A 22996-nucleotide genomic window follows, 5' to 3' on the forward strand; every position below is an offset into this window, starting at 1 on the left:
ACCAGGCCGCGACGGAATGGCTGAAACGGAACACGTCGATGCTGGACACATGGCTGGCCGGCGTCACGACGTTCGACGGCAAGCCGGCGCTACCGGCGGTGAAAGGGTATCTCGCTGCGCACTAGCATCGCTACGACGAGGCGTACTACGACAACAACGCTTACTGAGCGATTCGTTGGCGCGTGGCGAACGCGCATGCGATGAAATGACATGCGCGTTCCGCCCGTCACGTCGCTCGGCGCAATTTCGCTGCAGTCGGCCCGATCGTCGACGGCACAACCTGTACGCCGCAAATTGGCAGTTCGGTCCCGGAAGCAGTTACGCCGCCAATGAGTGCCTTGCAGAGGGTGATGAGCGTCGTGCAGGGAACCGTCCGGTCGACGCGTCTGAACTTCACGGTAGCGGCTGACGGTGCGATATCTGTACTGTTTCCAAACGGGATATGCACATCCTGAAGCTTTAAGGCTGGTATCGCGCTCAATTATCTCTACGGCGAGTGCGGTTAGTAATCGCACATTGCGGACACCATGTTCCCGCACCTATGTTGATTGGCCGAGACTCCCAGACGTGATCTCGATGGCATTGCCAAGTCAATTTGGTCCGCCTCCCCAGATACTCCGTCGACAAACATAGTCCGCCACGAGCGGCCGCAAGCGCTCGCATGTCATCAATTGTTTGACGCAATTTGAGGCCCGCACATTGCCGACACCAGTGCCCGAGCCAAATTCGGCTCGCTATCGCCATCCATTCATGGCCCGCCGCACAACGAAACGGGTATTTTTCGGCTGAACCCACATAAGCCTCTGCCAAACAAGCTCCACCCTTTTCTCGGGCGGCCGCCTGCAGACGTGCCAATCCATTGGGGTCAACCTGCCCGGAGGAGGTCAATTTTGCGCAACGACCACACCAGGTTCCCCGGAGGATGTCGTTTGCCCTGGCCTCCCAACGATGCCCCTTTGCACATTCGAATCGATATAGACGGCTTTCGATCGTGTAGTTGGCTGAAAGACATTTTCCGTCTCTCTCTTGTGCCTTGGCGTGAAGCCGGGCCAAACCATCCGGGCAACAGCTTCGCCGCGTCGCGTCACGATGTGCGCAGCGCGGACACCAGCGCCCCTCGCTGATCTTCCTTCCCTCCACGCTCCACTCGTGCCCCGCTGCGCAACGAATTTGGTAACGCGCAAATAATCCAATGAATGGACCACTCAGAAGCGTCCCTCCTCGCTCTGCCAATTTCGCCAACCATCTATCACGGATATCCTCCTGCTGACAGGATATGCATACCGGTGCACCGCTATTTCGATAGAGCAAGGTCAACGCCACGCGCTCAAAAACGTGCCCACGAGCGCAAGCGAACTGATGACGTGAATTGACACCCCTCCACTCGCTCGCCAAACATTGCCAACCATATTGGGCAACGCACTGTCGCAACCTCTCAAGCATGCTCCCTCACTTCGCCGTCACAATCCCGCCGCATTAGCGCCTGAATCAACCGCGACACACGTCGCCCAAAACGCTGCGAGAAATTCAAGCCCCACCATCTTTTACATGAGTCACTGCGAACAGCAGAGTTCGCATCCACACGGGCGCACACTACCGACAGCGCTTACAAAAGCCGATCATCAAATTCGACAATTCGCCATCGTTTCGCAATACTTATAATCTTGCAGCCTTGAATTCACGCATCAAAAAAAAGCGCCCGAAGGCGCTTTTTCGGAACCGACTAGCCAGCCGTCACGCTTAGAAGCGGTGACGCAGACCAACCGTTGCGGCGGTTTGGCTGACCTTCGAGCTCGGGTACGCGTTGATATCGCCGTTGTAGATCGATGCGCCCAGACCGGCACCCTTCGTGCCACGCTGGTACACCGCCTGAGCGTAGACGTCCGTACGCTTCGACAGGAAGTAATCAGCTTGCACGCCGAACTGATTCCAGTGCGTGCTGTTGCCGTTCTGCTTCGCGTTCGTGTAGGTATAGGCAGCGCCCAAGCCGAGAGCCGGCGTCAGGTTGTACTTCGCGTTGATTTCGTAGTTGTCCGCGCGCAGCGTACCCAGGCCGTTCGTCTGGTTGTCGAGACGCGATTGCGTCCATGCCGCGCCGACTTGAGCCGGACCGAATGCATAGGCTGCTGCAATACCATACGTACGCGTGCGGCCCTGAATGCCGAATGCGTTGCCGTTCGTATCGACGCTCGGGTTCACCGCGCCCGACGTGGACAGGCCGGCGTTGTTCGCTTGCGAGTACGCTGCACCCAGCTTCAGGCCTTGGTACTGGTACGACAGGCCGGCGCTGTATGCACGGTTGTTGGCAAAGTTCGTGCTGTTCGAGAACGAGTACGTGCCACCGAACTGCAGGCCGGCGTAGTTCACGCTCGTGTACTTGATCGTATTGTTAAGCGCGACGTCGCCGTTCGTGCTCAGGCGGTCATTGTTCAGCGGGTGCGCGAAGTACGTGCCGCCCCACGAGCCGGTTGCCGTCAGCGGCGCCAGGTAGTCTTGCGTCGCGTCGTATTGCTTGCCCAGCGTGACCGTGCCGTACTGGCTCGACAGGCCGACGAAAGCCTGGCGGTTGAACATGCCGCCGTTGCCGTTCGCGAACTTGCCGTTACCGATGTTGAAGCCGCTTTCCAACGTGAAGATTGCCTTCAGGCCGCCACCGAGATCTTCCGAGCCACGCAGGCCGAAACGGCTCTGGTCAATGCCCGAACCCATCGAAAAGCGCGACTTGCCTTGGCCGGATGCGGTCTGGACGTTGCTTTGGTAGGTGATGCCTGCGTCCAGCACGCCGTACAGCGTGACGCTGCTTTGCGCGTGAGCGACGGTAGCGAACGATGCCGCAGCGGCTGCGACGATCAGAGTCTTGTTCATTCGTGGAGCTCCCTTCTAAAAAGAGGCAGGTCTCGCGACCTTGTTCATAAACGGTCTGCAACCGCCCGGAGGACCTTGTTCTGTTGGTCACGCCCGGATAGATGCCCGTTTGGGAATCGCGAGTGTAAGAGCGGTGAAAGCAGCCAACCCCACAACGAAATAGAAATTGTGTATTTCTCTTTTCGCAACAGAAAGCCGGAAAAGATACGCAAGTGACTGTTAGTAAATGATTTTATTGCGTTCCGCCGCGAATACTCACACGGTATCTTTGCCGCGATTTTCTTTTGAACACGTCTTGACAGTAGCCAAAAAACTACGCCACACAATCTCAACAATTCTCGAACACATCAGGTCGCTGGTTCGCGCCCAGCTTGATCGGCTTCGTCCCGACGTACTCCCTGGGCAACGGTTGATCCATAGTCTCGATAGACGTGATCCTGCTGTGCGCACACAAATTCCGCGACGAGGTCAACGACAGCTTCTTGAACATGGGCGCGAGCAGCGTGGTGAGCGACACGACTGGCAAATTTGCTGCATTTGCCGCGCCCCCCGACCTGCCGGGTCCGAAGGACCAAATGGTTGATCTGTCGCAGAAGAAGATCTGTGTCGAATGCATGCTGAAGGCGGCCCGGGGTGGAGCAGCCCTGGCGCCCCGTTAAACCGTAGACCCTATTCACGATGACAGAAAGACTTTCCCGTTACGCGCGACGTACGATCCAAACCATCGCCCTCGTGGCCGTGTTTGGCCTCGGCGCATGCGACAAGCATCCCGGCCCCGCGGCGCAACAACTCGACTTGTCGAACCTGTCGAAGCATTACGACACGCTGGCTGTTGGCGCCTCGACCCTGAACTATTCCCCTTGGTATATCCATCAGTGGGGGATCGAGGGGCCTGACGGATCTGGGGTGGCTGGCGGTGGCCCTAATGTATGGCCGGCGGGACCGGACGGAAAACCCTCTGGCGGTGGCAAAGAAACGTGTTGCAGCAACGTCCCTCGCGTCTGGCAGCCGGATCTGAGGCTAACGGTCCGTTGGCTGGTTTACAGGAAACAGGATCAGACGACGAGTTGGTACAAGGCCGAAAACATTCGGATACCAAAGTATGGGCAGGTGATGGGAGGATTGTGGGCCGTCTTCCTGCCTGATGACCGGGTTCGCATCATGGTGGCCGACGGCCAGAAAGGCGACGCTAACGATCCTGGCATACGCCCCCAAGACAACGATCCGTACATCGCGCACGGTGTGGTGGATCAGGAATGGAATCGGTTATACCGTGACGGAGGAAGCACACAATGAGCCTCAAATGGGCCAACCTGATCCGTACTCCAATGAGGACCCGAGCCTGGACCCGGAGAAATGCGGGTGTGGGAAGGGTACGAAGGTCCAACAAGAAGAGGCCGTGAAAGAGGTTCCGGCGATGGGGATGTATGGCATGCCTCTTTTGGAATTTCCCAATGGGTTGCCATCTTTTGGCTTGGGCGGGGCTGGGGGTATGGTTCCCGAATTCGTCATTCCGTGAGGAGCGTGATGCAAGACGCAATGAATCTTTGCTTCGAAAGGGCCGATGTCGCTTTGATCAGTCCGTGCCTGTTGTTCGAGTGGGCGATGGAGTTCGACGAAGGTCCTGAAATCTTCGATTTCTACAGGCGCGCGCGGGAAGCATTGGGCGATCACCTGACGCACTACAACACCGGTGATGGACGCTGGAAACCCATCAACAATCGATCGGAAGGCCTCGTAAAGACTTGGTGCGAAAACCCCGTCCCTTTTCCGAAGAAATTCTATTGCTTGATGGAAAATGGCGCTGATGCGGGGGCGACGGCCAGCAGCCTGCGAATCGACTTCGCCCATCGTCCGCATGTCGAACCGTCGGCTGACGAACTCAAGCAATGGCGTGCGACCGAGCGGCGGTCGCTCCCGATGCACACGATCCTCAATCTGACGTTGCCGCTCGACCATCCGCTGGTGACCGGCAATCGTGTCGCAGACTGGCTGTGCGAATTCGATATCGTGGCGAACAGACGCTTCATTTCGGGATCCTGTGGATTTGGACTCAACTTTCCCATCAATTTTCCATCCCCCGATCTGGATACGGAAACCCGCAATCGGGTAGCCGCGTTGATGCAGCGATATCCTGGGTTCGATGTCGCGAGCGTCATGGTCGGTGTTGGCAACAAGTTGCGGCAGCGCGACCCTGAGTTCACGGAGCGGCATCAGGCAGCCATTGCGCGTCCCTATCTGAAACGGGCGAACTGGTTGACCTTCCTGAGCGAGAATCAGGTCGACTGGATCGGCGGCATTTCCGGGATCGAGGAACACATTGCCGGAACAGCGGTGCGTATGCGCCGGCTCAAACATGGTGTGTGCCTGCAGGCCACGCCGGAGCCGCGACTCGGAGACGCCTCTCGCGACGATTACGTTGCTGCATACAGTCCTGTGGCAAAACTGGTGCGGCCGGTCAGGCTCGATTCGGTGGATGGCGGCCTGCTGCCGTGGGAGTTTCGACAGCACGGGGTGCAGGATTGGCTCGATGTCTTCGATCGATCGAATCATTGACGAGGTATGCGTGATGCGAGTCGATATTACGGGACGCGGCATGGGCGTCGCTTATCTCGAAAAAAATTCAGAAGGGACCTCGCTTGAGACTTCCGATCTGGTCATGTCTGATCCGTTGCCGTTATTTACCGGGTACATCGATCTTGGCTTTTATGTGAGCGACGCTCGCGAGAATCGCCGGGCATCGGCGACGGTCATGTCGTCGACATGGGATCCAGCGAGCGAAACGCAACGTTGGCGCATTGCCACGGATCATCTACCGGCATGGCAGTGGCGGGTCGCGACCAATCTACTGGCGGCGATGGGTATTCGCTCCAGCATCGTGCACATTGAAGAACCTGACGCGAATGCGGTCGAGCGGGAGCTTGTCGTGGATCAAGGGGAATGGCCTCGCCCCCCGGTTGATGCGCCATTTGTGTTCGTGCAGAAGCTCGACGGGCGTGATTCGATTTGCGAGTGTGAAGTACAAATCGAGTTCGATCAGCCCCTCACCAAAGACGTCGCAACCCCGATATGTGCCGCGATCGAGACATGGGCGAACGTTGTCGCCCGGAGCGGCTTCGCTCCGCCGGGCGTCGATCCCGCGAACGTGGGAACGTTCGCGAGCGGCACCTATCAGTATGATTCGCATACGATTGCTTCGAGTTTCGACTACGTATTCAGAGTCGATCCGGCGTGTTTCGACGCACTCGTCGGCCATTTGTCGAGAATTCATCGTGACGGCCGAAAAATCCGTCGACTGACGGTGACCTGATGCCATGTCGGATAGCCGTTCACGCTCCCCCGCTCCTGCCTCTGCCGATGAGCGTTCGAAGTGAAGTGGCGGTTGGGTACCCTCAGTGCGGCAACAACACGATGTTGTAGATTTAATATTGCGTCGAAATCAAATATTGAAAAATATTTACCATGATATTTTCACATAGCGAGTCATATTTCATCAAAAGCGCGTGTGACGCCATCGTTTATTCAAAGACAACATTTTGAGACCACGGACATCTTTTCTGAGAGACAACAACACAAGCCCGCAACCTCTCCCCCTCCCTCCCCGTACCGGTATTCGTCAAACCAACTGTACCGGTACTGTACAGAAAACCGTCGCTAAACTGATCTCCATCCCAGCCTAGAACTGAACGGAGAATCCGCGATGGAATTCCTCACCCTGAGCGCGTTGCCCGCCGGCATGCTGTTCGCGCTCGTCACGACGATCACGCCCGGCCCGAACAACACGATGCTGCTCGCATCCGGCGTCAACTTCGGTTTCCGCCGCACCATGCCGCACCTGTTCGGCATCAGCATCGGCGTCGCGATCCTGATGCTCTGCGTCGGCTTCGGCCTCGGCGAAGCGTTCAGGCGCATGCCGCTGCTGTACACGATCCTCGAAGCCGCGAGCGTCGCGTACCTGCTGTACCTCGCATGGCGCATCGGCACGTCGGGCGAAGTGAAGGCGCACGGCGGCAAGTCGCGGCCGATGACGTTCATCGAAGCCGCCGCGTTCCAGTGGATCAACCCGAAGGCATGGATGATGGTGCTGACCGCCGCGACGACGGTCCGCCTGTCCGCCGACTACGGGATGAACGCCGCATGGATGGCCGTCGTGTTCATCCTGATCGGCTTCCCGTGCATCAGCCTGTGGGCCGCGTTCGGGCTCGGCCTGCGCCGCTTCCTGTCGAACCCCCGCGCACTGCGCATCTTCAACGTGACGATGGCCGTGCTGCTGATCCTGTCGCTGTATCCGCTGGTCGCGCACCTGCTGGCGTAGTGAGCGCTCACCGCGCGCCCGTTGAGATTCGCCCGATGCAGGCGTACCCTTTTGCTACGGGCGCGCGCAACCGCTTGGCCGGTTGCGCCGCTGCTGCCGGGAGAGTGTCGATGAAGCCACTGCTGAGGGCGGGCGAACACATCGAAGGGATGCACTGGATCGCCGAGTATCACCCGCTCACGCACGAGATTCGCGTGCTGCGCGAAGACATCGAGATCGGTATCTACAGCGCGCCGCCGACGATGTTCGGCGAAGAGGAAGACATGGGCGCCGCGAACCTCGCCGATCATCGCAGCCGGGAGGCCGCGCTGCGCGCGTATTTGCGCAACTTCGTGAAGCAACACGACGCGGAAGAATAGCCGGCGGCCCGACGGCCGCCGTATCGGCGGGCCGGCGCATCGCACCGGCCCACGCTTCGCTCAATGCCCGAGCGATTCGATCTTGCCTGCCGGCTGCGTCACGCCATGCGGCCGCGCCATCTGCTTGATCAGCAGCGCGACACACGCGAGCAAGCCCGCGACAGCGATCGTCGCGAACACGCCCGCGAACGAGAAATGCCGGCGCGTCAGCTCGGCGACGAGGAACGATCCCGCAATCCCGCCAAAGCGGCCGACGCCGAGCATCCACGCGACACCCGTACCACGCCCCTCGGTCGGGTAGAACGCGGCGGCAAGCGCCGGCATCGACGATTGCGCGGTGTTCATCAGCACACCGGCCACGAACACGACCAGCACGAGCAGCCCGACGTTGCCGGCCGCCTGACCGATCGCATAGACGCTCACCGCCGTCAGCGCGTAGCACACGGCGATCACGCGGTTCGCGTTGAAGCGGTCCATCAGCACGCCGCACAGCACCGCGCCGACGCCGCCGAGCGGGAACAGCGCGGAGATCAGCGTCGCGCTCTTCGGCGTCAGGCCGGCATCCTTCAGCAGGATCGGCATCCAGTTGATCGACGCGTAGAAGATCACGAGCCCCATGAAGTACGCGAGCCACAACATCACCGAGCCGACGATATACGAGCGCGACAGCACGACACCGAGGCCCTTGCTGCCCGTCTGCGGCGCGGCTTCGGTCATCGCGAACGAGCCGGCGTTCAGCGCGTCGCGCGAGATGCGCGCAAGCGTCGAGCGGATCTTGTCGACAGCGTGATGGTTGGCGACCATGAAGCGCACCGATTCCGGCATCTTCACCAGCAACAGCACGCCGAGCAGCAGCGGCGTCACGCCGCCCAGGATCAGCACGCTGCGCCAGCCGAAATGCGGAATCATCCATGCCGCCAGGAAACCGCCGAACGCGGCGCCGAGCGGGAAGCCGCAGAACATCAGGTTGATCACGGTCGCGCGGCGCTTGTCCGGGCAGAATTCGCCCATCATCGTGACCGCGTTCGGCATCGCCGCACCGAGCCCGACGCCGGTGATGAAACGCAGGATCGTCAGGTGCCCGATCGTCGTCGAGAATGCCGACATCAGGCATGCGACGCCGAACAGGAATACCGAGCCGATCAGCAGCGAGCGGCGCCCGAGCTTGTCGGACAGCGGGCCCGACACGAGCGCGCCGCACGCGAGGCCGAACAGCGCGGCGCTCAGCACCGGTGCGAGATCGGGTTTGGTGAGGTTCCATTCGCCGAGCAGCGACGGCGCGATGAAGCCGATCGCAGCCGTATCGAAGCCGTCGAGCAGCACGATCACGAAACACATGAGGAATACGAGCCATTGAAAACCGCCGAACGGCTGCTCGTTGATGAAGGTCTGGACATCGACCACGGGTGTGCGATTCATCGCTAGTCTCCTGTGTCGATCCAGGTTAGCGCTTTAGCGCTTGCCTGGATCCCATGCTTCGCGGTCGATCCAGGTTGGCGCTTTTGCGCTTGCCTGGTCCCCATGCAAAGCTCATTTGTTTATCAGCGACGCGACCTCGGAACCGCGTCTTGCCTTTGTTCGCGCACCGGCCACCCGGTGCGCCGCGCGCCGATGCTCTGCCGGCGCGTTCATTCATCGTCGAGGCCCGCCAACCATCAGCAGGCCTCGAAGCAAGCTCGGACTACGCCCGGCACTTAACCGGCGGCCCCGTCCTGTTCCTTGAAGATCTTGTCTGCCAAATGGAACGCGGAATTCGCGGCCGGCACGCCGCAGTAGATCGCGGTCTGCAGCAGCACTTCCTTGATCTCGTCGCGCGTCACGCCGTTGTTACGCGCGGCACGCAGGTGCAGCGCCAGTTCCTCGCCGCGATTCAGCGCCACCATCATCGCGATGGTCAGCAGGCTGCGCGTATGGCGCGGCAGGCCGTCGCGCGTCCAGATCTCGCCCCACGCATAGCGCGTGATCAGGTTCTGGAATTCGTCGGTCACCTCGGTGCGGTTCTCGATCGAACGGTCGACGTGCGCATCGCCGAGCACCGCGCGACGCACCTTCATCCCTGCTTCATAACGTTCCTGGTCATCCATCGCCGGTGCCTCACGCGGTCAGGAAATCGAGCAGCGCACGGTTGAAGCCGTCGGTGCACTCGATGTTCGAAATATGCGCGGCGTCGAATTCGACGTGCTGCGCACCCGGAATCGCGGCGGCCAGCGCGCGGCCCTGGTCGGGCGGCGTCGACATGTCCTTCGCGCCGGTCACGACGAGCACCGGCAACGCGATGCCTTTCACCTCTTCACGCAGGTCGGCTGCGTTCAGCGCGTCGCAGTTCGCTGCATAGCCGTCCTTGTCGGTATGCACGAAGGTGTCGCGGATCGCATCGAACAGGCGCGGCTCGCGCTCGACGAACGCGTCGGTGAACCAGCGCGGCAGCACGGCGTCGGCGAGCGCGGCCATCCCTTCGGCACGCGCCTTCTGCGCCCGCGGCGCCCACACTTCCGGCGATCCGATCTTCGCGGCGGTATTCGACAGCACCGCGCGAACGATGCGCGTCGGGAAGCGTGCAGCCAGCGCAGCACCCGTCAGCCCGCCCATCGAGATTCCGCAGAAGTGTGCGCGGGCGATGCCGACGTGGTCGAGCAGGCCGATCACGTCGCCGGCGAGCTGCTCGATCGTGTACGAACCGGCCGGCGCATCGGAATGGCCGTGGCCGCGCGTGTCATAGCGCAGGATGTTGAAGTGCTGCGTGAGCGGACGGATCTGCGGTGCCCACATCTGCAGGTCGGCGCCGAGCGAGTTCGAGAAGACGAGCCACGGCGCGTCGTCGCGCGCGGCACGGTCGATCCGGTAATGCAGTTTCACGCCGTTGACAGTGGCGAAAGGCATCAATGTTCTCCTGGTGATTGCGCGCCCGCGTGCAGCGCGAGCACGGCGTCGACGTAGGCCTGCGCCTCGCCGACGTAATGAGCGGGATCCAGCAGCCGCGCGAGCGCGTCGCGCGACAGGTGCGCCGACACGGTCGCATCGGCGGCGAGCACGTCGAACAGCGTCGCGCCCGTGCGTACGGCTTCCTTCGATGCTTGTTCGACGACGTGATGCGCATCGAGCCGGCCGATCTTGTCGCCGAGCGCGAGCATCACCGCTTCGCCGAGAATCAGCCCGCGCGTCAGGTCGAGGTTCGCGGCCAGGCGTTCGGTGTTCACGTCGAGGCCCGCGACGATCTGTGCGATCTGCGCCAGCGCGCCGCCGGTCAGGCGCGCGAGATCGGGCAGTGCATCCCATTCGGCCTGCCAGCCGCCGAGTGCGCGCTCGTGCTCCTGCACCATCCCCGCGAACACCGTCGCGACGAGGTTCGGCGCACGTACGGCAGCCGTCAGCACGGCTGCGCAACCGACCGGGTTGCGCTTGTGCGGCATCGTCGACGAGCCGCCCTTGCCGGCAGCAACGGGCTCGCCGAGCTCGCCTACTTCGGTCTGCATCTGCAGCGACACGTCGCGTGCAATCTTGCCGAGCGTACCGGTCAGCATCCCGAAACAGGATGCGGCTTCCGCAATACGGTCGCGCTGCGTGTGCCACGGCACGGCCGGCGCCTTGAGCTTCAGGTCCGCTGCCAACGCTGCCGTGACGCCGGCCGCGTGCTCGCGCAGGCTCGCAAGCGTGCCGGCCGCGCCGCCGAACTGCAGCACGAGCGCACGCTCGCGCAATTCGGCGACGCGCGCGCGATGGCGCAGCAGCGCGTCGAGCCATTGCGCGAATTTCAGGCCAAGCGTGATTGGTAGTGCCTGCTGCAGCCACGTGCGGCCGATCATCGGCGTCGCACGATGCGTGCGCGCGAGCGTCGCGAGCGACGCGCACGCTTCGTCGAGCATCGGCTCGAGCACGTCGAGCGTGTCGCGCAACTGCAGCACGGTGGCGGTATCGATGATGTCCTGGCTCGTCGCGCCCCAGTGCACGAACTTCGCAGCTTCTGGATCATCCGCCTTCACCTGCGCGGTGAGCTGCTTGACGAGCGGAATCGCGAGATTGCCGCCGAGCGCCGCACCGTGCGCGAGCGCGTCGGCGTCGAGCCGGCTTGCATCGCACGCGCGTTCGATCGGCGCGACCGCGGCGGCGGGAATCACCTGCTGCGCGGCGAGCGCACGCGCGAGCGCGGCCTCGACGTCGAGCATCCGCTGGATCGTCGCGCGGGGCGACCAGATCCGGTTGAGCGACTCGGTGCCGCAGATGAGGGAGGTCAGGCGGGCGCTGTCTTCGAGCATGGCATCAGATTGGGGAAACGGCGTGCGCCTATTGTCCACCCAAGCGTGCCGGCCTGCGCGCAAGCGCACGCGCCGGCACGCTCGCGGTTCAGGCAGCAGCCTTTTGCGTCGCGTCGATCAGCGGCACGCCGGTCAGCTTCTGCAGTTCGTCGAACGACAGGTCGGTAAAGATCTCGCTCACGGCGAGGCCGTCGGCCGTCACGTCGAGCACGGCGAGATCCGTATAGATGCGGCTCACGCACTGCACGCCGGTGACCGGATACGAGCACTGCGCGACGATCTTGCTTTCGCCCTGCTTCGTCAGGTGCTCCATCATCACGAACACCTGCTTCGCACCGATCGCGAGATCCATCGCGCCGCCGACCGCCGGAATCGCATCGGGTGCGCCCGTGTGCCAGTTCGCGAGGTCGCCGTTCGCCGACACCTGGAACGCACCGAGCACGCAGTAGTCGAGGTGGCCGCCGCGCATCATCGCGAACGAATCCGAATGGTGGAAATACGCGCCGCCGGTGAGCAGCGTCACGTGCTGCTTGCCGGCGTTGATCAGTTCGTCGTCTTCCTCGCCGGGCGCGGGCGCGGGGCCCATGCCGAGCAGGCCGTTCTCGCTGTGCAGGAAGATTTCCTTGCTCGGGTCGAGGTGGTTCGCCACCAGCGTCGGCACGCCGATGCCGAGGTTCACGTACGCGCCTTCGGGGATGTCCTGGGCGACGCGCTTGGCCATTTCATCGCGGGTCAGTCGTTTCATTTGAATGCTCCTCGGGCGGTCAGGCGGCTTGCGATGCGTGTTCGGCGGCCAGCTCGGCCGCATGCGCGGCCTGCGGCACCTCGACGATGCGCTGGACGAAAATGCCCGGCGTCACGATGTGTTCCGGGTTCAGCGCGCCGAGCGGCACGACTTCCGACACCTGCACGATCGCGACCTTCGCGGCGCTGGCCATGATCGGCCCGAAGTTGCGCGCGGTCTTGCGATACACGAGGTTGCCCCAGCGATCGCCCTTGTACGCCTTCACGAGCGCGAAGTCGGCGTGGATCGGCGTCTCGAACACGTACGGCTTGCCGTCGATCACGCGCGTTTCCTTGCCTTCCGCGAGCTTGGTGCCGTAGCCGGTCGGCGTGAAGAAGCCGCCGATGCCGGCGCCCGCCGCGCGGATGCGCTCCGCGAGGTTGCCTTGCGGCACGAGCTCCAGCTCGATCTCGCCGGCGCGGTACAGCCCGTCGAAGATCTGCGAGTCGCTCTGGCGCGGGAACGAACAGATGATCTTGCGCACTTGCTTCGCCTTCAGCAGCGCCGCGAGGCCCGTCTCGCCGTTGCCTGCGTTGTTGTTGACGATCGTCAGGTCGCGCGCGCCCTGTTCGATCAGCGCGTCGATCAGCTCGGACGGCATGCCTGCCGTGCCGAAGCCGCCGATCATGATTGTCGCGCCGTCGTGGATGTCGGCCACCGCCGACTGAAGCGATTCGAAAATCTTGTTGACCATGTCTCTTCCTGATACGAACCCGCGGCTCGATGCGCGGCCTGTCGAGGGGACACGCGCGTGCCGCGTGCCGCGCCGGGGCCGATATCGACTCCGGTATTTGTTCGCTATTCGAACCTAGATTCGATTAGCGAACGATGGGCCGATCATAGAGTCGCGCACAGCGCGTTGTCAAGGCGGGTTGCCTCGGGGGCCGCTGCGTCGTCGAACGGCAAGCCGACGTAGTTTTCGGCGAGCGCCTGCGCGGCAGCCCGCGAGCGGGTCACGTATTTCAGCTCGGCAAACTTCAGGCGATTGACGAACGGCGAGTCTTCCGGCGACGAGTGCAGCATGTTCGTCATGAAGTACGAGAAGTGCTCGGCACGCCACACGCGTTCGAGGCAGGTCGCCGAATACGTGTCGAGCGGCGTCGCGTCGCCGGTGCGGTAGCGCGCACCGAGCGCGCGGGACAGCGCACGGACGTCGGCCACCGCGAGGTTCATCCCCTTCGCGCCGGTCGGCGGCACGATGTGCGCGGCGTCGCCGGCGAGGAACAGGCGACCGTGCTGCATCGTCTCGGACACGAAGCTGCGCATCGGCGTCACGCTTTTCTGCGTGATCCGGCCCTCGGTCGGCGTCCAACCCGTGTCGTTCGAGAAGCGCGTGTGCAATTCGTCCCAGATCCGCGTGTCGGACCATTCGGTGAGGTCTTCATCGGGCTTGCACTGCAGGTACAGGCGCGTGACCGTCGGCGAGCGCATCGAGAACAGCGCGAAACCGTTGTCGTGATGCGCGTAGACGAGTTCGTCGAGCGACGGCGCCGCATCGGCGAGGATGCCGAGCCACGCGAACGGATAGACGCGCTCGAACGTGTTCAGCCGCTCGGCCGGAATCGTCTGGCGCGCGATGCCGTGGAAGCCGTCGCAGCCGGCGATGTAGTCGCAGTCGATGCGGTCTGCGCGGCCGTCGGCGTGCTTGAACGTGACGAACGGGTGCTCGCCTTCGACATCGTGCAACGCAACGTCGCTCACGTCGAAGTGCATCGCGTGGCCGTGCTCGACGCCGGCCGCGATCAGGTCGCGCACGACTTCGTGCTGGCTGTAGACGGTGATCGCGCGCCCGCCGGTGAGCGCGGACAGGTCGATGCGATGGCGCTGGCCCGAGAACAGCAGCTCGATGCCGTGGTGTTCGAGCCCTTCGCGGCGCATCCGCTCGCCGAGGCCGGCGTCGTTCAGCGTGTCGACCGTGCCCTGCTCCAGCACGCCAGCGCGGATGCGGTTCTCGCAGTATTCGCGCGAACGCGCTTCGACGAGGATGGAATCGACGCCTTGCAGGCGCAGCAGATGGGAAAGCAGAAGGCCGGACGGGCCGGCGCCGATGATCGCGACTTGGGTGCGCATTGTTCGTCTCCTGAACATTAATTCGAATCGTCGAACACATTTGAGCGCTTTCCCGACTATGCGGCAACGCGATTCAGGAGATATGTTGTATACGTTTTGACGATACTGGCCTGGCGATGGATGCGCTCGATCTGAACCTCATTCCCTACCTCGTCGCACTCGACGACACGCGCAACGTGAGCCGCGCGGGCGACCTGCTCGGCGTCAGCCAGCCGCGCGTGAGCACGGCGCTCGGCCGCCTGCGCGAGTACTTCGGCGATCCGCTGTTCGTGCGCACGTCGCGCGGGATGGAGCCGACGCCGCGCGCGCTCGCGTTGCTGCCGGCCGCCCGCGACGCGCTCGCGCAGATCGAGCGCGGCCTCGTCGCGCCGCACGACTTCGACCCGGCCGCGAGCACGCATACGTTCTCGATCGCGCTGTCGGACGTCGGCGAGATCGTGTTCCTGCCGAAGCTGCTGCAGGCATTCGCAACGCGTGCGCCGCACGCGAACCTGCGCTCGGTCTCGCTCGCGCACGACGAGGTCGGTCGCGGCCTCGAAGCCGGATCGATCGATCTCGCGGTCGGCTACTTCCCCGATCTCGACGGCAACAACTTCTTCCAGCAACGGTTGTTCACGCACCGGTTCGTGTGCCTGATGCGGCGCGGCCATCCGTTCGAGCAGGCGCCGCCGTTCACGGTCGAGCAGTTCCTCGGGTGCGGGCACGCGGTGGTGCGCGCCGAAGGCCGCAGCCAGGAGGTGCTCGAGAAATATCTCGCGAAGCAGCGCATGCAGCGCCGCGCGGTGCTCGAGACGCCGCACTTCATGAGCCTGCCGTTCATCCTGAGCCGTACCGACCTGATCGCGACGGTCCCGCATGCGATCGGCTATGCGTACGCGGCCGAGCACGCGTTCATCGTGCCCGTCGAGCCGCCGCTCGCGCTGCCGCGCTTCGACCTGAAGCAGCACTGGCATCGCAAGTACCACAACGATCCGCGCACCGCGTGGCTGCGCGGCGTCGTCGCCTCACTGTTCAACGACGAGCAGGACGAATGGCCGAAGTGAGTGCCAGGCCTCTTTCCGCGAAGGACGGGCCCCAGGCCCCGCACGCGCCCCGCGAAAGCATGAAACAATGCCCGGATTCCGCGCCGCCCCGGCGGCGGCATTCGATGGAGCAGATAGATGGCAAAAAAGAAGTCCGCAAAGGCCGAACCGGCCGCATCCCGCCCGAGCCGTGAAGAAGCAGAAGACGCGGTTCGCGTGCTGTTGCGCTGGGCCGGCGACGATCCCGCGCGCGAAGGCCTGCTCGACACGCCCGCGCGTGTCGTGCGCGCCTACGAGCAGTTCTTCGCCGGCTATGCGCTGGATCCGCGCGACATCCTCGCGCGCACGTTCAGCGAAGTCGACGGCTACGACGAAATGATCGTGCTGAAGGACATCCGCTTCGAGAGCTACTGCGAGCACCACATGGTGCCGATCATCGGCCGCGCGCACGTCGCGTATCTGCCGAATCATCGCGTGGTCGGTATCTCGAAGCTGGCGCGCCTCGTCGACGCATTCGCGAAACGCCTGCAGATCCAGGAAAAGATGACCGTGCAGATCGCCGACACGCTGTTCGACGTGCTGCAGCCGAAGGGCGTCGGCGTAATCCTCGAAGCCGCGCACCAGTGCATCTCGACGCGCGGCGTGCACAAGCCGGGCGTCGAGATGGTCACGTCGCGCATGCTCGGCACGTTCCGCACCGATCCGTCGACGCGGCGCGAATTCCTGTCGATCGTCGCGAATCCTTCTTCAGTGAACCTGACGAACACGTAATGGCGCAGACGAAGCAAGCGGCGCATGCACCCGTCGTGCTCGTGACCGGCGCCGCGCGCCGGGCCGGGCGCGCGTTCGCCGAGTATTTCGCCGCGCACGGCTATCGCACTGCGGTGCATTACGACCGTTCGGCCGATGCCGCGCAGGCAGCGGCCCATGCGATCGCCGAGGGCGGACACGATTCGGTCGCGCTACAGGCTGACCTGGCGGATGCCGCGCAGATCACCGCGCTGATCGACCAGGTGTACGCGCGCTTCGGGCGCCTCGACGTGCTCGTCAACAATGCGTCGGTATTCTGGCAGGACCATTTCCCGAGCTTCGACCTCGCGGCGTTCGACCAGGCGTGGGCCGTCAACTGCCGCGCGCCGATCCTGCTCACGCGCGCGTTCTACGAACGGGCCCGCGCGGCCGGCACGCAGGGTGTCGTCGTGAATGTGGTCGACCAGAAGATCAAGGAAAACTTTCATCGCGACCATTTCAGTTACACGGTCGCGAAGGCCGCGCTCGGCAACCTCACGCAGATGCTCGCGCTGTCGTCCGCGCCGGTGCTGCGCGTGAATGCGGTATTCCCCGGGCTGATGCTGCCGAGCGACGACCAGACGCAGGCCGACTTCGAACACGCGAGCCGCGCATCGACGCCGCTCGCGCGCATCGCGGGCCCCGACGACGTCGCGAGCGCGATCCTGATGCTGACGGGCAACGCGTACAACGGCGTGGATTTCGTCGTCGATGCGGGGCAGAACCTGATCCGTGTCGACCAGGACGTGCTGTACAAGCACCGCGCGCCCGACGGCAAGCACTGACTGGCGCGCGCGGCCGCGGCCGGCAACCGACGGCCGCATGCCGCGTTACGGCTTGTCGGCGCTCCCGCCTTCGCGCACCTTGCCCTGCGCGACGCTCGTGCCGGGCGGCACGCTGTGCGTGAGCCACACGTTGCCGCCGATCACCGAGCCGCGCCCGATCGTCACGCGGCCGAGAATCGTCGCGCCCGCGTAGATCACCACGTCGTCCTCGACGATCGGGTGCCGCGCATTACCCTTGACCAGTGCACCTTCGCCATCGGCCGGGAAGCTCTTCGCGCCGAGCGTGACGGCCTGGTACACGCGCACGCGCTCGCCGATGATCGCCGTCTCGCCGATCACGACGCCCGTGCCGTGGTCGATGAAGAAGCTCGGGCCGATCTGCGCACCCGGGTGGATGTCGATGCCGGTGGCCGAGTGGGCGATTTCATTGATGAATCGCGCGAGCAGCGGCACGCCGAGCCGGTGCAGCGCATGCGCGAGCCGGTGATGCATCATTGCCAGCACGCCCGGGTAGCACAGCAGGATCTCGGTGATGTGCTGCGCGGCCGGATCGCCCGCATACGCGGCCTGGATGTCGCTGACGAGCAGCGCGCGCACCGCCGGCAACTGCCGGCCGAATTCGCGCGCGATTTCGAACGCGCGTTCGTCGAGCTCGGCGAACGGCGTATCGACATGCTCGGGCAGGAACGGCAACGCACGGCGGATCTGTTCAGACAGAATGCGCAGCGTGCTTTCGAGCGTGTGGCCGACGTAGAAGTCGACGCTTTCGTCGGTCAGGTCCGGTGCGCCGTAGTGCGTCGGAAACATCGACGCGCGCAGGCCGGTCACAATCTTGCAGATTGCATCGCGCGACGGCAGTTCGCGGATGCCGCGCGGATGGCGCGTGCGATGGAGTTCCTCGCGCGACTCGCGCAAGCCGGCAACGATTTCTTCAAGGCCCCACTGACGGGCGGGTGATGTCGACATATGCCAATGCAGGCGGCCGCGCTCGGTCGCACGGCCGCTAATAAAGTGACGGGTTCCGCAAGATTACCGCGTTTTTTGTCCGGGAGCGGCACACCGGGACTCGGCCGGACGGCCGATGGCGCCGAAGCGCGGCGGCGTCAGATCGTGATGCTGCTCGCGTCGATCCAACGCACGGCCCAATCGCGTGCGTGCGCGATTGCGTCGCCTTCGTCGTTGAACTGGAGCTCGATCGGAAAAAACCGGTTCGCAACGAGTTCCCCGTCGCTCGATCGGGAGATCACGACGTAGGGTTTGAACGAACCGTCACTGGCGCGCGCGGGCGCGCAGTTCAACAGATAACCGCGGTGCGTGAAGGCAGTAGTCGCTTGCATGAATCCGCCACCTCTAGTCCCTTGCTTTGTTGTTCACTACCCGTCTTTAAGGGTGCTGCGGCCCCCCGGCGCGGGCAGAGGCGGCGCGACTGAATCCCCTGTCGCCGCTTCGCAGGAAAAGAATCATACTCTGTAGAAAACGCGTCTTCTAGCTGAAATAAATCATGACAAATCAGTGCGCGTCGCGCGACCGCGGCGATCGCCCGCGCGCCTTTTCCCGTCACGCCCGGAACGGGATTTGCTTCGATCCGGAACGCTTCGCCGCGAGGAGAGCCGCGATGGAATCATCCGGTCAAACCGATCGTTCGCGTCCCCGCAGCATCGAGCTCGACAACGACGACACGCACGACAGCACGGTCGATACCGACGGCAAGAACCGCGAGGCGGCGCGCCTCGCCGGCGGCGGGCCGATCTCGCCCGACGAAATCACGCGCAGCAACGCGTCGCTCGTCAATGCGATGCCGGAAGCCGGCGACGGTTTCGCCGGTTTCGACAGCCGCCCCGGCGGCAATCATCCGGCGTTCGCGCTGCGTGCGGGCTACATGGTGATCGAGAAAGGCTTCGACGCGCCGCCGCCCATGAGCGACGCGCTGTTCGGCCCGGTCCACCGGATGTACGGCAGCGCGTACTGGCCCGGCCACCAGCGGCGTCCGGAGCGCGTATTCGAGCTGACGGCCGTGCCGAGATAGCCGGCGCGGCGTTTGAATCGATCGTTCGTTTGCGAACCGGTATCGGCCGACAGCCGATGGCTGGGGATCGGCGTACGCGCTCGTGTGCCGACCAGGTACCCGCATCCGCACGATGCACGAACGAATGATTCCGCGCAGCGGCACCGGCGACGCCATGCACGCCGTGAATCGCACTGACGCACATGCGTTGATCGAGGTCATGTCGAAACGGCGCGGTTGCGATTGAATGTCGATGCGGGTGACGCATCCGCGTGACTGTTGTGTCGTGTCGTGTTGCGTCGCGTCGTATCGATGCGGTCGGCATGCGCGGCGATGCGTGTGCGACACGCGACACCGATGCGCGCGCATGCCTTCCCGCCGACGATGCAGGCGACAGCGACCACCACGCCGCACGACACGCGTCGCGCGGCGCAGCATGCGCCAAGTGCATCGCTCACCGCCGCGCGGTATGACCGGCACCTCACTGCAAAGTCCCGGCCATTGGTTTACTCTGCCTCGCAGCATTGCGCATTGCCCAGCCCGATCGGCCATCCGGCCGACTTCGCTTCAACCCGCCACTCGGAGACACTATGTACAAGCGTATTCTGGTTGCCGTCGACGGCAGCGACACGTCCCGCCATGCGTTCGATGCCGCGCTGGCACTCGCGAAATCGCACGGCGCCGAGCTGCAACCGTTCTACGTCGTCGAGAACGCCGCGATCTACTACAACGTGCCCGGCTACGATCCGTCCGTGCTGCGCGACCAGCTCGTCGCGCAGGGCAACGCACTCGCGAAGGATTTCACCGCGCTGATGCAGGCAGCGGGTGTGAAGGGCGAGACGAAGCTGAGCGAAGCGACGTCGCTCAACGACGTGTCGTCGCTGATCCTCGACGGCGCGAAAGCGTTCGATGCCGATCTGCTCGTGCTCGGCACGCACGGCCGCCGCGGGTTCCGCCGTCTCGTGCTCGGCAGCATCGCCGAGCAATGCGTGCGCCACGCGACGCTGCCCGTGCTGCTGATTCCGGCGGCCGCCAACGTCGACGAACCGGCCGCGTAAGCGGCGTTCGGCATGTGCGGGCGGTCGCGACGTTTTGTCACCCGACAGCGGCAAGTTGCGGTGGGACAATGATTCCGTCGATTCAACGCCGGAGTAAACGATCATGCTGACGCCCGTCGCCACACGTCCCGCCGCCACGCCTCATGCCGGTAGCTGGGCTCCTCGCCAGGCCGCGCACTGCTCGACGTGCGCAATGCGGCACCTGTGCATGCCGCAGGGCCTGGCACCCGAAGCGCTCAGTCGCCTCGAGTCGGTCATCTGCGCAGCACGCCCCGTCAAGCGCGGCGAAGCGCTGTTCCGCGAAGGCGACGCATTCGACAACCTGTACGCAGTGCGCTCGGGTTCGCTGAAAACCGTCGCGACGCGCCACGACGGCCGCGAGCAGGTCACCGGCCTGCATCTCGCCGGCGAAGCGCTCGGCCTCGACGGCATCTGCGACGACACGCATCCGCGCACCGCGGTCGCGCTGGAAGACAGCTCCGTCTGCGTGATTCCGTATAGCGCGCTCAAGACGCTGTGCTCGGAAGCCGGTTCGATGCAGTTGCGCATGCACAAGCTGATGAGCGAACAGATCGTGCGCGAAACGTCGCAAACGATGCTGCTCGGTTCGCTGAATGCAGAAGAACGTGTCGCCGCGTTCCTGCTCGATGTGTCGTCACGTTACCTGAAGCGCGGTTACTCGCCGTCGGAATTCAACCTGCGGATGACGCGCGAAGACATCGGCAGCTACCTCGGCATGACGCTCGAAACGGTCAGCCGCACGCTGTCGAAATTCCAGAAGCGCGGCCTGATCGAAATGCAGGGCCGCCACGTCCAGATCGTCGATTTCGACGGTTTGCATCACGTCTGACGTGATGCCGTACGGCGCGCGCATCTCGCGCGCCGCGTGCGTCACGCGCTCGATCAATCGAGAAACAGCGCAGCGCGCGCCTTCAGCGCCGCGCTGAAATCGTCGAGCCAGCCGATCGACAAGCGCCAGCTCTGCCAGTAAAGGTCGATGTCGATCGTTCGCCCGCGCGACATGTCGACCAGTTCGCCCGCTGCCAGCTGGCGGTCGACCATCCGGTCCGGACACATTCCCCATCCCAATCCCGTTTCGCAAGCACGCAGGTAGCCTGCGACGTGCGGTATCCAGTGCTGCGGCGGATCGAGATCCGCGCGCGTCACGCGCCGGATGAAACGCGCCTGCAGCCCGTCCTTCGGATTGAACATCACGCACGGCGCGCGGCGCAGCGCATCGCGCGTGATGCCCGCGCCGAAGTAGCGTTCGTAAAACGCCGGCGAGCACACCGCGCGATAGCGAATACGCCCGAGCCGCTCCGACCGGCACCCCTGGATCGGTTCGGCCTGCGCGGTCACGGCCCCCTGCACGCTGCCGTCGCGAATGCGCGAGGCCGTGTAATCCTGGTCGTCGATCACGAGGTCGAGCAACGTTTCGCGCTCCGTGCAGAACGGCCCGACCGCGTCGATGAACCACGTCGCGACGCTGTCGTCGTTGACGGCCACGCGCAACGTCGGCCAGGTGCTCGCGATCTGGCCCGGCAGCGCCGGCATCCGGCCGCCCAGTTCGGCCTCGAGCAGTTGCACGCGCTCGGTATGCCGGCACAGCAGCGCACCCGACGTTGTCGCGACACACGGCTGCCCGCGCTTGACGAGCACGCTGCCGACCCGCTCCTCCAGCAGTTTCACGCGTTGCGACACGGCCGACGCGGTGACATTCAGCTCCTTGGCCGCCCGCTCGAACGAGCCGTGCCGGATCACGGCCGCGAGGGCATCGAGCAACGCGTAGTCGAGCATTAGATTTCCTTAATCTGCATTAGGTGAATTAGCTTCTCTTATTTTCATGCTGACCGCAGACTAGCGCTACCCGATTCATCCGTCTACTGCTTCCACTGCTGTCACCCACCATGAACTGGCTCGCTTTTTCCCACGGCGCCGCACTCTGCGGTTCACTTATCGTCACCATCGGCGCGCAGAACGCATTCGTGCTGCGGCAGGGCATCATGCGCTCGCACGTCGGCAAGATCGTGCTGCTGTGCGCGCTGTCCGACATGATCCTGATCGGCGCGGGCGTCGGCGGCGCATCGGTGCTCGTCGAACGCTATCCGACCTTTGTCCACGCGGTGCTGTACGTCGGCCTCGCGTATCTCGCGTGGTTCGGCATCAACGCGCTGCGCCGCGCGTTCAAGCCGGGCCACGAAACGCTCGACGTGCGCGGCGACGCGGTTGCGCCGCCGCCGCAGAGCGGCCTGGCGATCGTGCTGATGACGCTCGCATTCACGTGGCTCAATCCGCATGTGTATCTCGACACGTTCCTGCTGATCGGCACGGCCGGCGCACGCGAGCCGGAAGGCGCGCGGCTCGCGTTCGCGATCGGCGCGATGTCGGTCAGCGTCGTGTGGTTCCTCGGGCTCGGCTACGGTGCGCGACTGCTGGCGCCGTGGTTCCGCAAAGCGGTGGCGTGGCGCGTGCTCGATGGTGCGATCGGCAGCATGGTGCTGTTTCTCGCGGCCGTGCAGTTGCGCTGACCGGCTCACCGTCGCACGGGCGGCCGTTGCCGCCCGTCGTCCCGCCCGCTCCGGCGCAATGCCGGGGCATCCGCCCTCCCTCCGCACTCCGTTCCGCGCCCCGTCGCGCCAGCCGCGACAAATAATCGGTTCCCGATCGAACGCAGCCACGCGAAACACTCAC

The 22996-nt window shown here is 64.0% G+C and carries 24 protein-coding genes and 1 pseudogene; 14 read left to right on the forward strand and 11 right to left on the reverse strand.

Annotated features, from left to right (window positions below; translation table 11 throughout):
* Window positions 1–125: pseudogene (locus G3O00_RS15385) on the forward strand (glycine/betaine ABC transporter substrate-binding protein); the annotation flags it as partial.
* 1615 nt (window positions 126–1740) lie between these two features.
* Here G3O00_RS15385 and G3O00_RS15390 read toward each other — a convergent pair.
* Window positions 1741–2865, reverse strand: a complete 1125-nt coding sequence (locus G3O00_RS15390) for a porin (RefSeq protein ID WP_011356704.1) — start codon at window positions 2863–2865, stop codon at window positions 1741–1743.
* A gap of 431 nt (window positions 2866–3296) precedes the next feature.
* Here G3O00_RS15390 and G3O00_RS15395 point away from each other — a divergent pair, with 431 nt between their 5' ends.
* From G3O00_RS15395 to G3O00_RS15420, 6 genes are all read left to right on the forward strand, one after another.
* Entirely contained in the window at window positions 3297–3524 is a 228-nt protein-coding gene (locus tag G3O00_RS15395; protein WP_241025158.1) for a hypothetical protein, read from the forward strand.
* Window positions 3525–3543: 19 nt separating this feature from the next.
* Window positions 3544–4161 (forward strand): DUF3304 domain-containing protein, encoded by a 618-nt coding sequence (locus G3O00_RS15400; RefSeq protein ID WP_206143481.1) that lies wholly within the window; start codon window positions 3544–3546, stop codon window positions 4159–4161.
* 231 nt (window positions 4162–4392) lie between these two features.
* Entirely contained in the window at window positions 4393–5421 is a 1029-nt protein-coding gene (locus G3O00_RS15405) for a type VI immunity family protein (RefSeq protein WP_206143482.1), read from the forward strand.
* The gene (locus G3O00_RS15410) at window positions 5396–6175 is read left to right on the forward strand and encodes a hypothetical protein (protein WP_206143483.1); all 780 of its coding nucleotides are present in this window, start codon (window positions 5396–5398) and stop codon (window positions 6173–6175) included. Before G3O00_RS15405 ends, G3O00_RS15410 begins: the two co-directional genes overlap by 26 nt.
* Window positions 6176–6565: 390 nt before the next feature.
* A complete protein-coding gene (locus G3O00_RS15415; protein ID WP_174929754.1) occupies window positions 6566–7180 on the forward strand; it encodes a LysE family translocator in 615 nt (204 codons plus the stop codon).
* A gap of 110 nt (window positions 7181–7290) precedes the next feature.
* Window positions 7291–7539 carry a hypothetical protein gene (locus G3O00_RS15420; RefSeq protein ID WP_011356712.1) on the forward strand — a complete coding sequence of 83 codons (249 nt, stop codon included), beginning with the start codon at window positions 7291–7293 and terminating at the stop codon, window positions 7537–7539.
* Window positions 7540–7599: 60 nt separating this feature from the next.
* Here G3O00_RS15420 and G3O00_RS15425 read toward each other — a convergent pair whose 3' ends face one another.
* From G3O00_RS15425 to pobA, 7 genes are all read right to left on the reverse strand, one after another.
* Window positions 7600–8958, reverse strand: coding sequence for an MFS transporter (locus G3O00_RS15425; RefSeq protein WP_206143484.1), 1359 nt, complete (start codon window positions 8956–8958; stop codon window positions 7600–7602).
* A gap of 275 nt (window positions 8959–9233) precedes the next feature.
* Window positions 9234–9623: a 4-carboxymuconolactone decarboxylase gene (gene pcaC, locus G3O00_RS15430; RefSeq protein ID WP_011356714.1), complete on the reverse strand. Its 390-nt coding sequence runs from the start codon at window positions 9621–9623 to the stop codon at window positions 9234–9236.
* Window positions 9624–9633: 10 nt separating this feature from the next.
* A complete protein-coding gene (pcaD, locus tag G3O00_RS15435) occupies window positions 9634–10419 on the reverse strand; it encodes a 3-oxoadipate enol-lactonase (RefSeq protein ID WP_174942175.1) in 786 nt (261 codons plus the stop codon).
* Window positions 10419–11792, reverse strand: a complete 1374-nt coding sequence (locus G3O00_RS15440) for a 3-carboxy-cis,cis-muconate cycloisomerase (RefSeq protein WP_206143485.1) — start codon at window positions 11790–11792, stop codon at window positions 10419–10421. Before G3O00_RS15440 ends, pcaD begins: the two co-directional genes overlap by 1 nt.
* An 88-nt stretch (window positions 11793–11880) precedes the next feature.
* Window positions 11881–12537, reverse strand: coding sequence for a CoA transferase subunit B (locus G3O00_RS15445; RefSeq protein ID WP_006482308.1), 657 nt, complete (start codon window positions 12535–12537; stop codon window positions 11881–11883).
* A gap of 19 nt (window positions 12538–12556) precedes the next feature.
* On the reverse strand, window positions 12557–13270 hold the full coding sequence (locus G3O00_RS15450) for a 3-oxoacid CoA-transferase subunit A (RefSeq protein WP_011356717.1): 714 nt from the start codon (window positions 13268–13270) through the stop codon (window positions 12557–12559).
* A gap of 143 nt (window positions 13271–13413) precedes the next feature.
* Window positions 13414–14646, reverse strand: coding sequence for a 4-hydroxybenzoate 3-monooxygenase (pobA, locus tag G3O00_RS15455; protein ID WP_206143486.1), 1233 nt, complete (start codon window positions 14644–14646; stop codon window positions 13414–13416).
* A 116-nt stretch (window positions 14647–14762) separates the two neighbouring features.
* Here pobA and G3O00_RS15460 point away from each other — a divergent pair, with 116 nt between their 5' ends.
* From G3O00_RS15460 to G3O00_RS15470, 3 genes are all read left to right on the forward strand, one after another.
* Complete coding sequence (locus G3O00_RS15460; protein ID WP_039344491.1) at window positions 14763–15689, forward strand: LysR family transcriptional regulator; 927 nt, start codon at window positions 14763–14765, stop codon at window positions 15687–15689.
* Window positions 15690–15806: 117 nt separating this feature from the next.
* Window positions 15807–16439, forward strand: coding sequence for a GTP cyclohydrolase I FolE (gene folE, locus G3O00_RS15465; protein ID WP_174929749.1), 633 nt, complete (start codon window positions 15807–15809; stop codon window positions 16437–16439).
* Entirely contained in the window at window positions 16439–17242 is an 804-nt protein-coding gene (locus G3O00_RS15470) for an SDR family oxidoreductase (protein ID WP_206143487.1), read from the forward strand. The genes folE and G3O00_RS15470 overlap by 1 nt, the downstream gene beginning before the upstream one ends.
* Before the next feature lie 45 nt (window positions 17243–17287).
* Here the strand turns inward: G3O00_RS15470 and epsC are convergent, their stop codons facing one another.
* Complete coding sequence (epsC, locus tag G3O00_RS15475; RefSeq protein ID WP_174929747.1) at window positions 17288–18208, reverse strand: serine O-acetyltransferase EpsC; 921 nt, start codon at window positions 18206–18208, stop codon at window positions 17288–17290.
* Window positions 18209–18345: 137 nt separating this feature from the next.
* Window positions 18346–18579 (reverse strand): hypothetical protein, encoded by a 234-nt coding sequence (locus G3O00_RS15480; protein WP_011356723.1) that lies wholly within the window; start codon window positions 18577–18579, stop codon window positions 18346–18348.
* A 278-nt stretch (window positions 18580–18857) separates the two neighbouring features.
* Here G3O00_RS15480 and G3O00_RS15485 point away from each other — a divergent pair, with 278 nt between their 5' ends.
* From G3O00_RS15485 to fnr, 3 genes are all read left to right on the forward strand, one after another.
* A complete protein-coding gene (locus tag G3O00_RS15485; RefSeq protein ID WP_011356724.1) occupies window positions 18858–19268 on the forward strand; it encodes a DUF3005 domain-containing protein in 411 nt (136 codons plus the stop codon).
* A gap of 569 nt (window positions 19269–19837) precedes the next feature.
* Entirely contained in the window at window positions 19838–20305 is a 468-nt protein-coding gene (locus tag G3O00_RS15490) for a universal stress protein (RefSeq protein WP_011356725.1), read from the forward strand.
* A 103-nt stretch (window positions 20306–20408) separates the two neighbouring features.
* Window positions 20409–21155, forward strand: coding sequence for a fumarate/nitrate reduction transcriptional regulator Fnr (gene fnr / locus G3O00_RS15495; RefSeq protein ID WP_011356726.1), 747 nt, complete (start codon window positions 20409–20411; stop codon window positions 21153–21155).
* 53 nt (window positions 21156–21208) lie between these two features.
* Here the strand turns inward: fnr and G3O00_RS15500 are convergent, their stop codons facing one another.
* Complete coding sequence (locus G3O00_RS15500) at window positions 21209–22102, reverse strand: LysR family transcriptional regulator ArgP (RefSeq protein ID WP_206143488.1); 894 nt, start codon at window positions 22100–22102, stop codon at window positions 21209–21211.
* 110 nt (window positions 22103–22212) lie between these two features.
* Between G3O00_RS15500 and G3O00_RS15505 the strand changes: the two genes are divergently transcribed.
* Complete coding sequence (locus G3O00_RS15505; RefSeq protein WP_060357193.1) at window positions 22213–22833, forward strand: LysE/ArgO family amino acid transporter; 621 nt, start codon at window positions 22213–22215, stop codon at window positions 22831–22833.
* Window positions 22834–22996: the final 163 nt, after the last annotated feature.

The sequence above is a fragment of the Burkholderia sp. Ac-20384 genome, from assembly GCF_017104605.1.
GTDB lineage: Bacteria > Pseudomonadota > Gammaproteobacteria > Burkholderiales > Burkholderiaceae > Burkholderia > Burkholderia lata.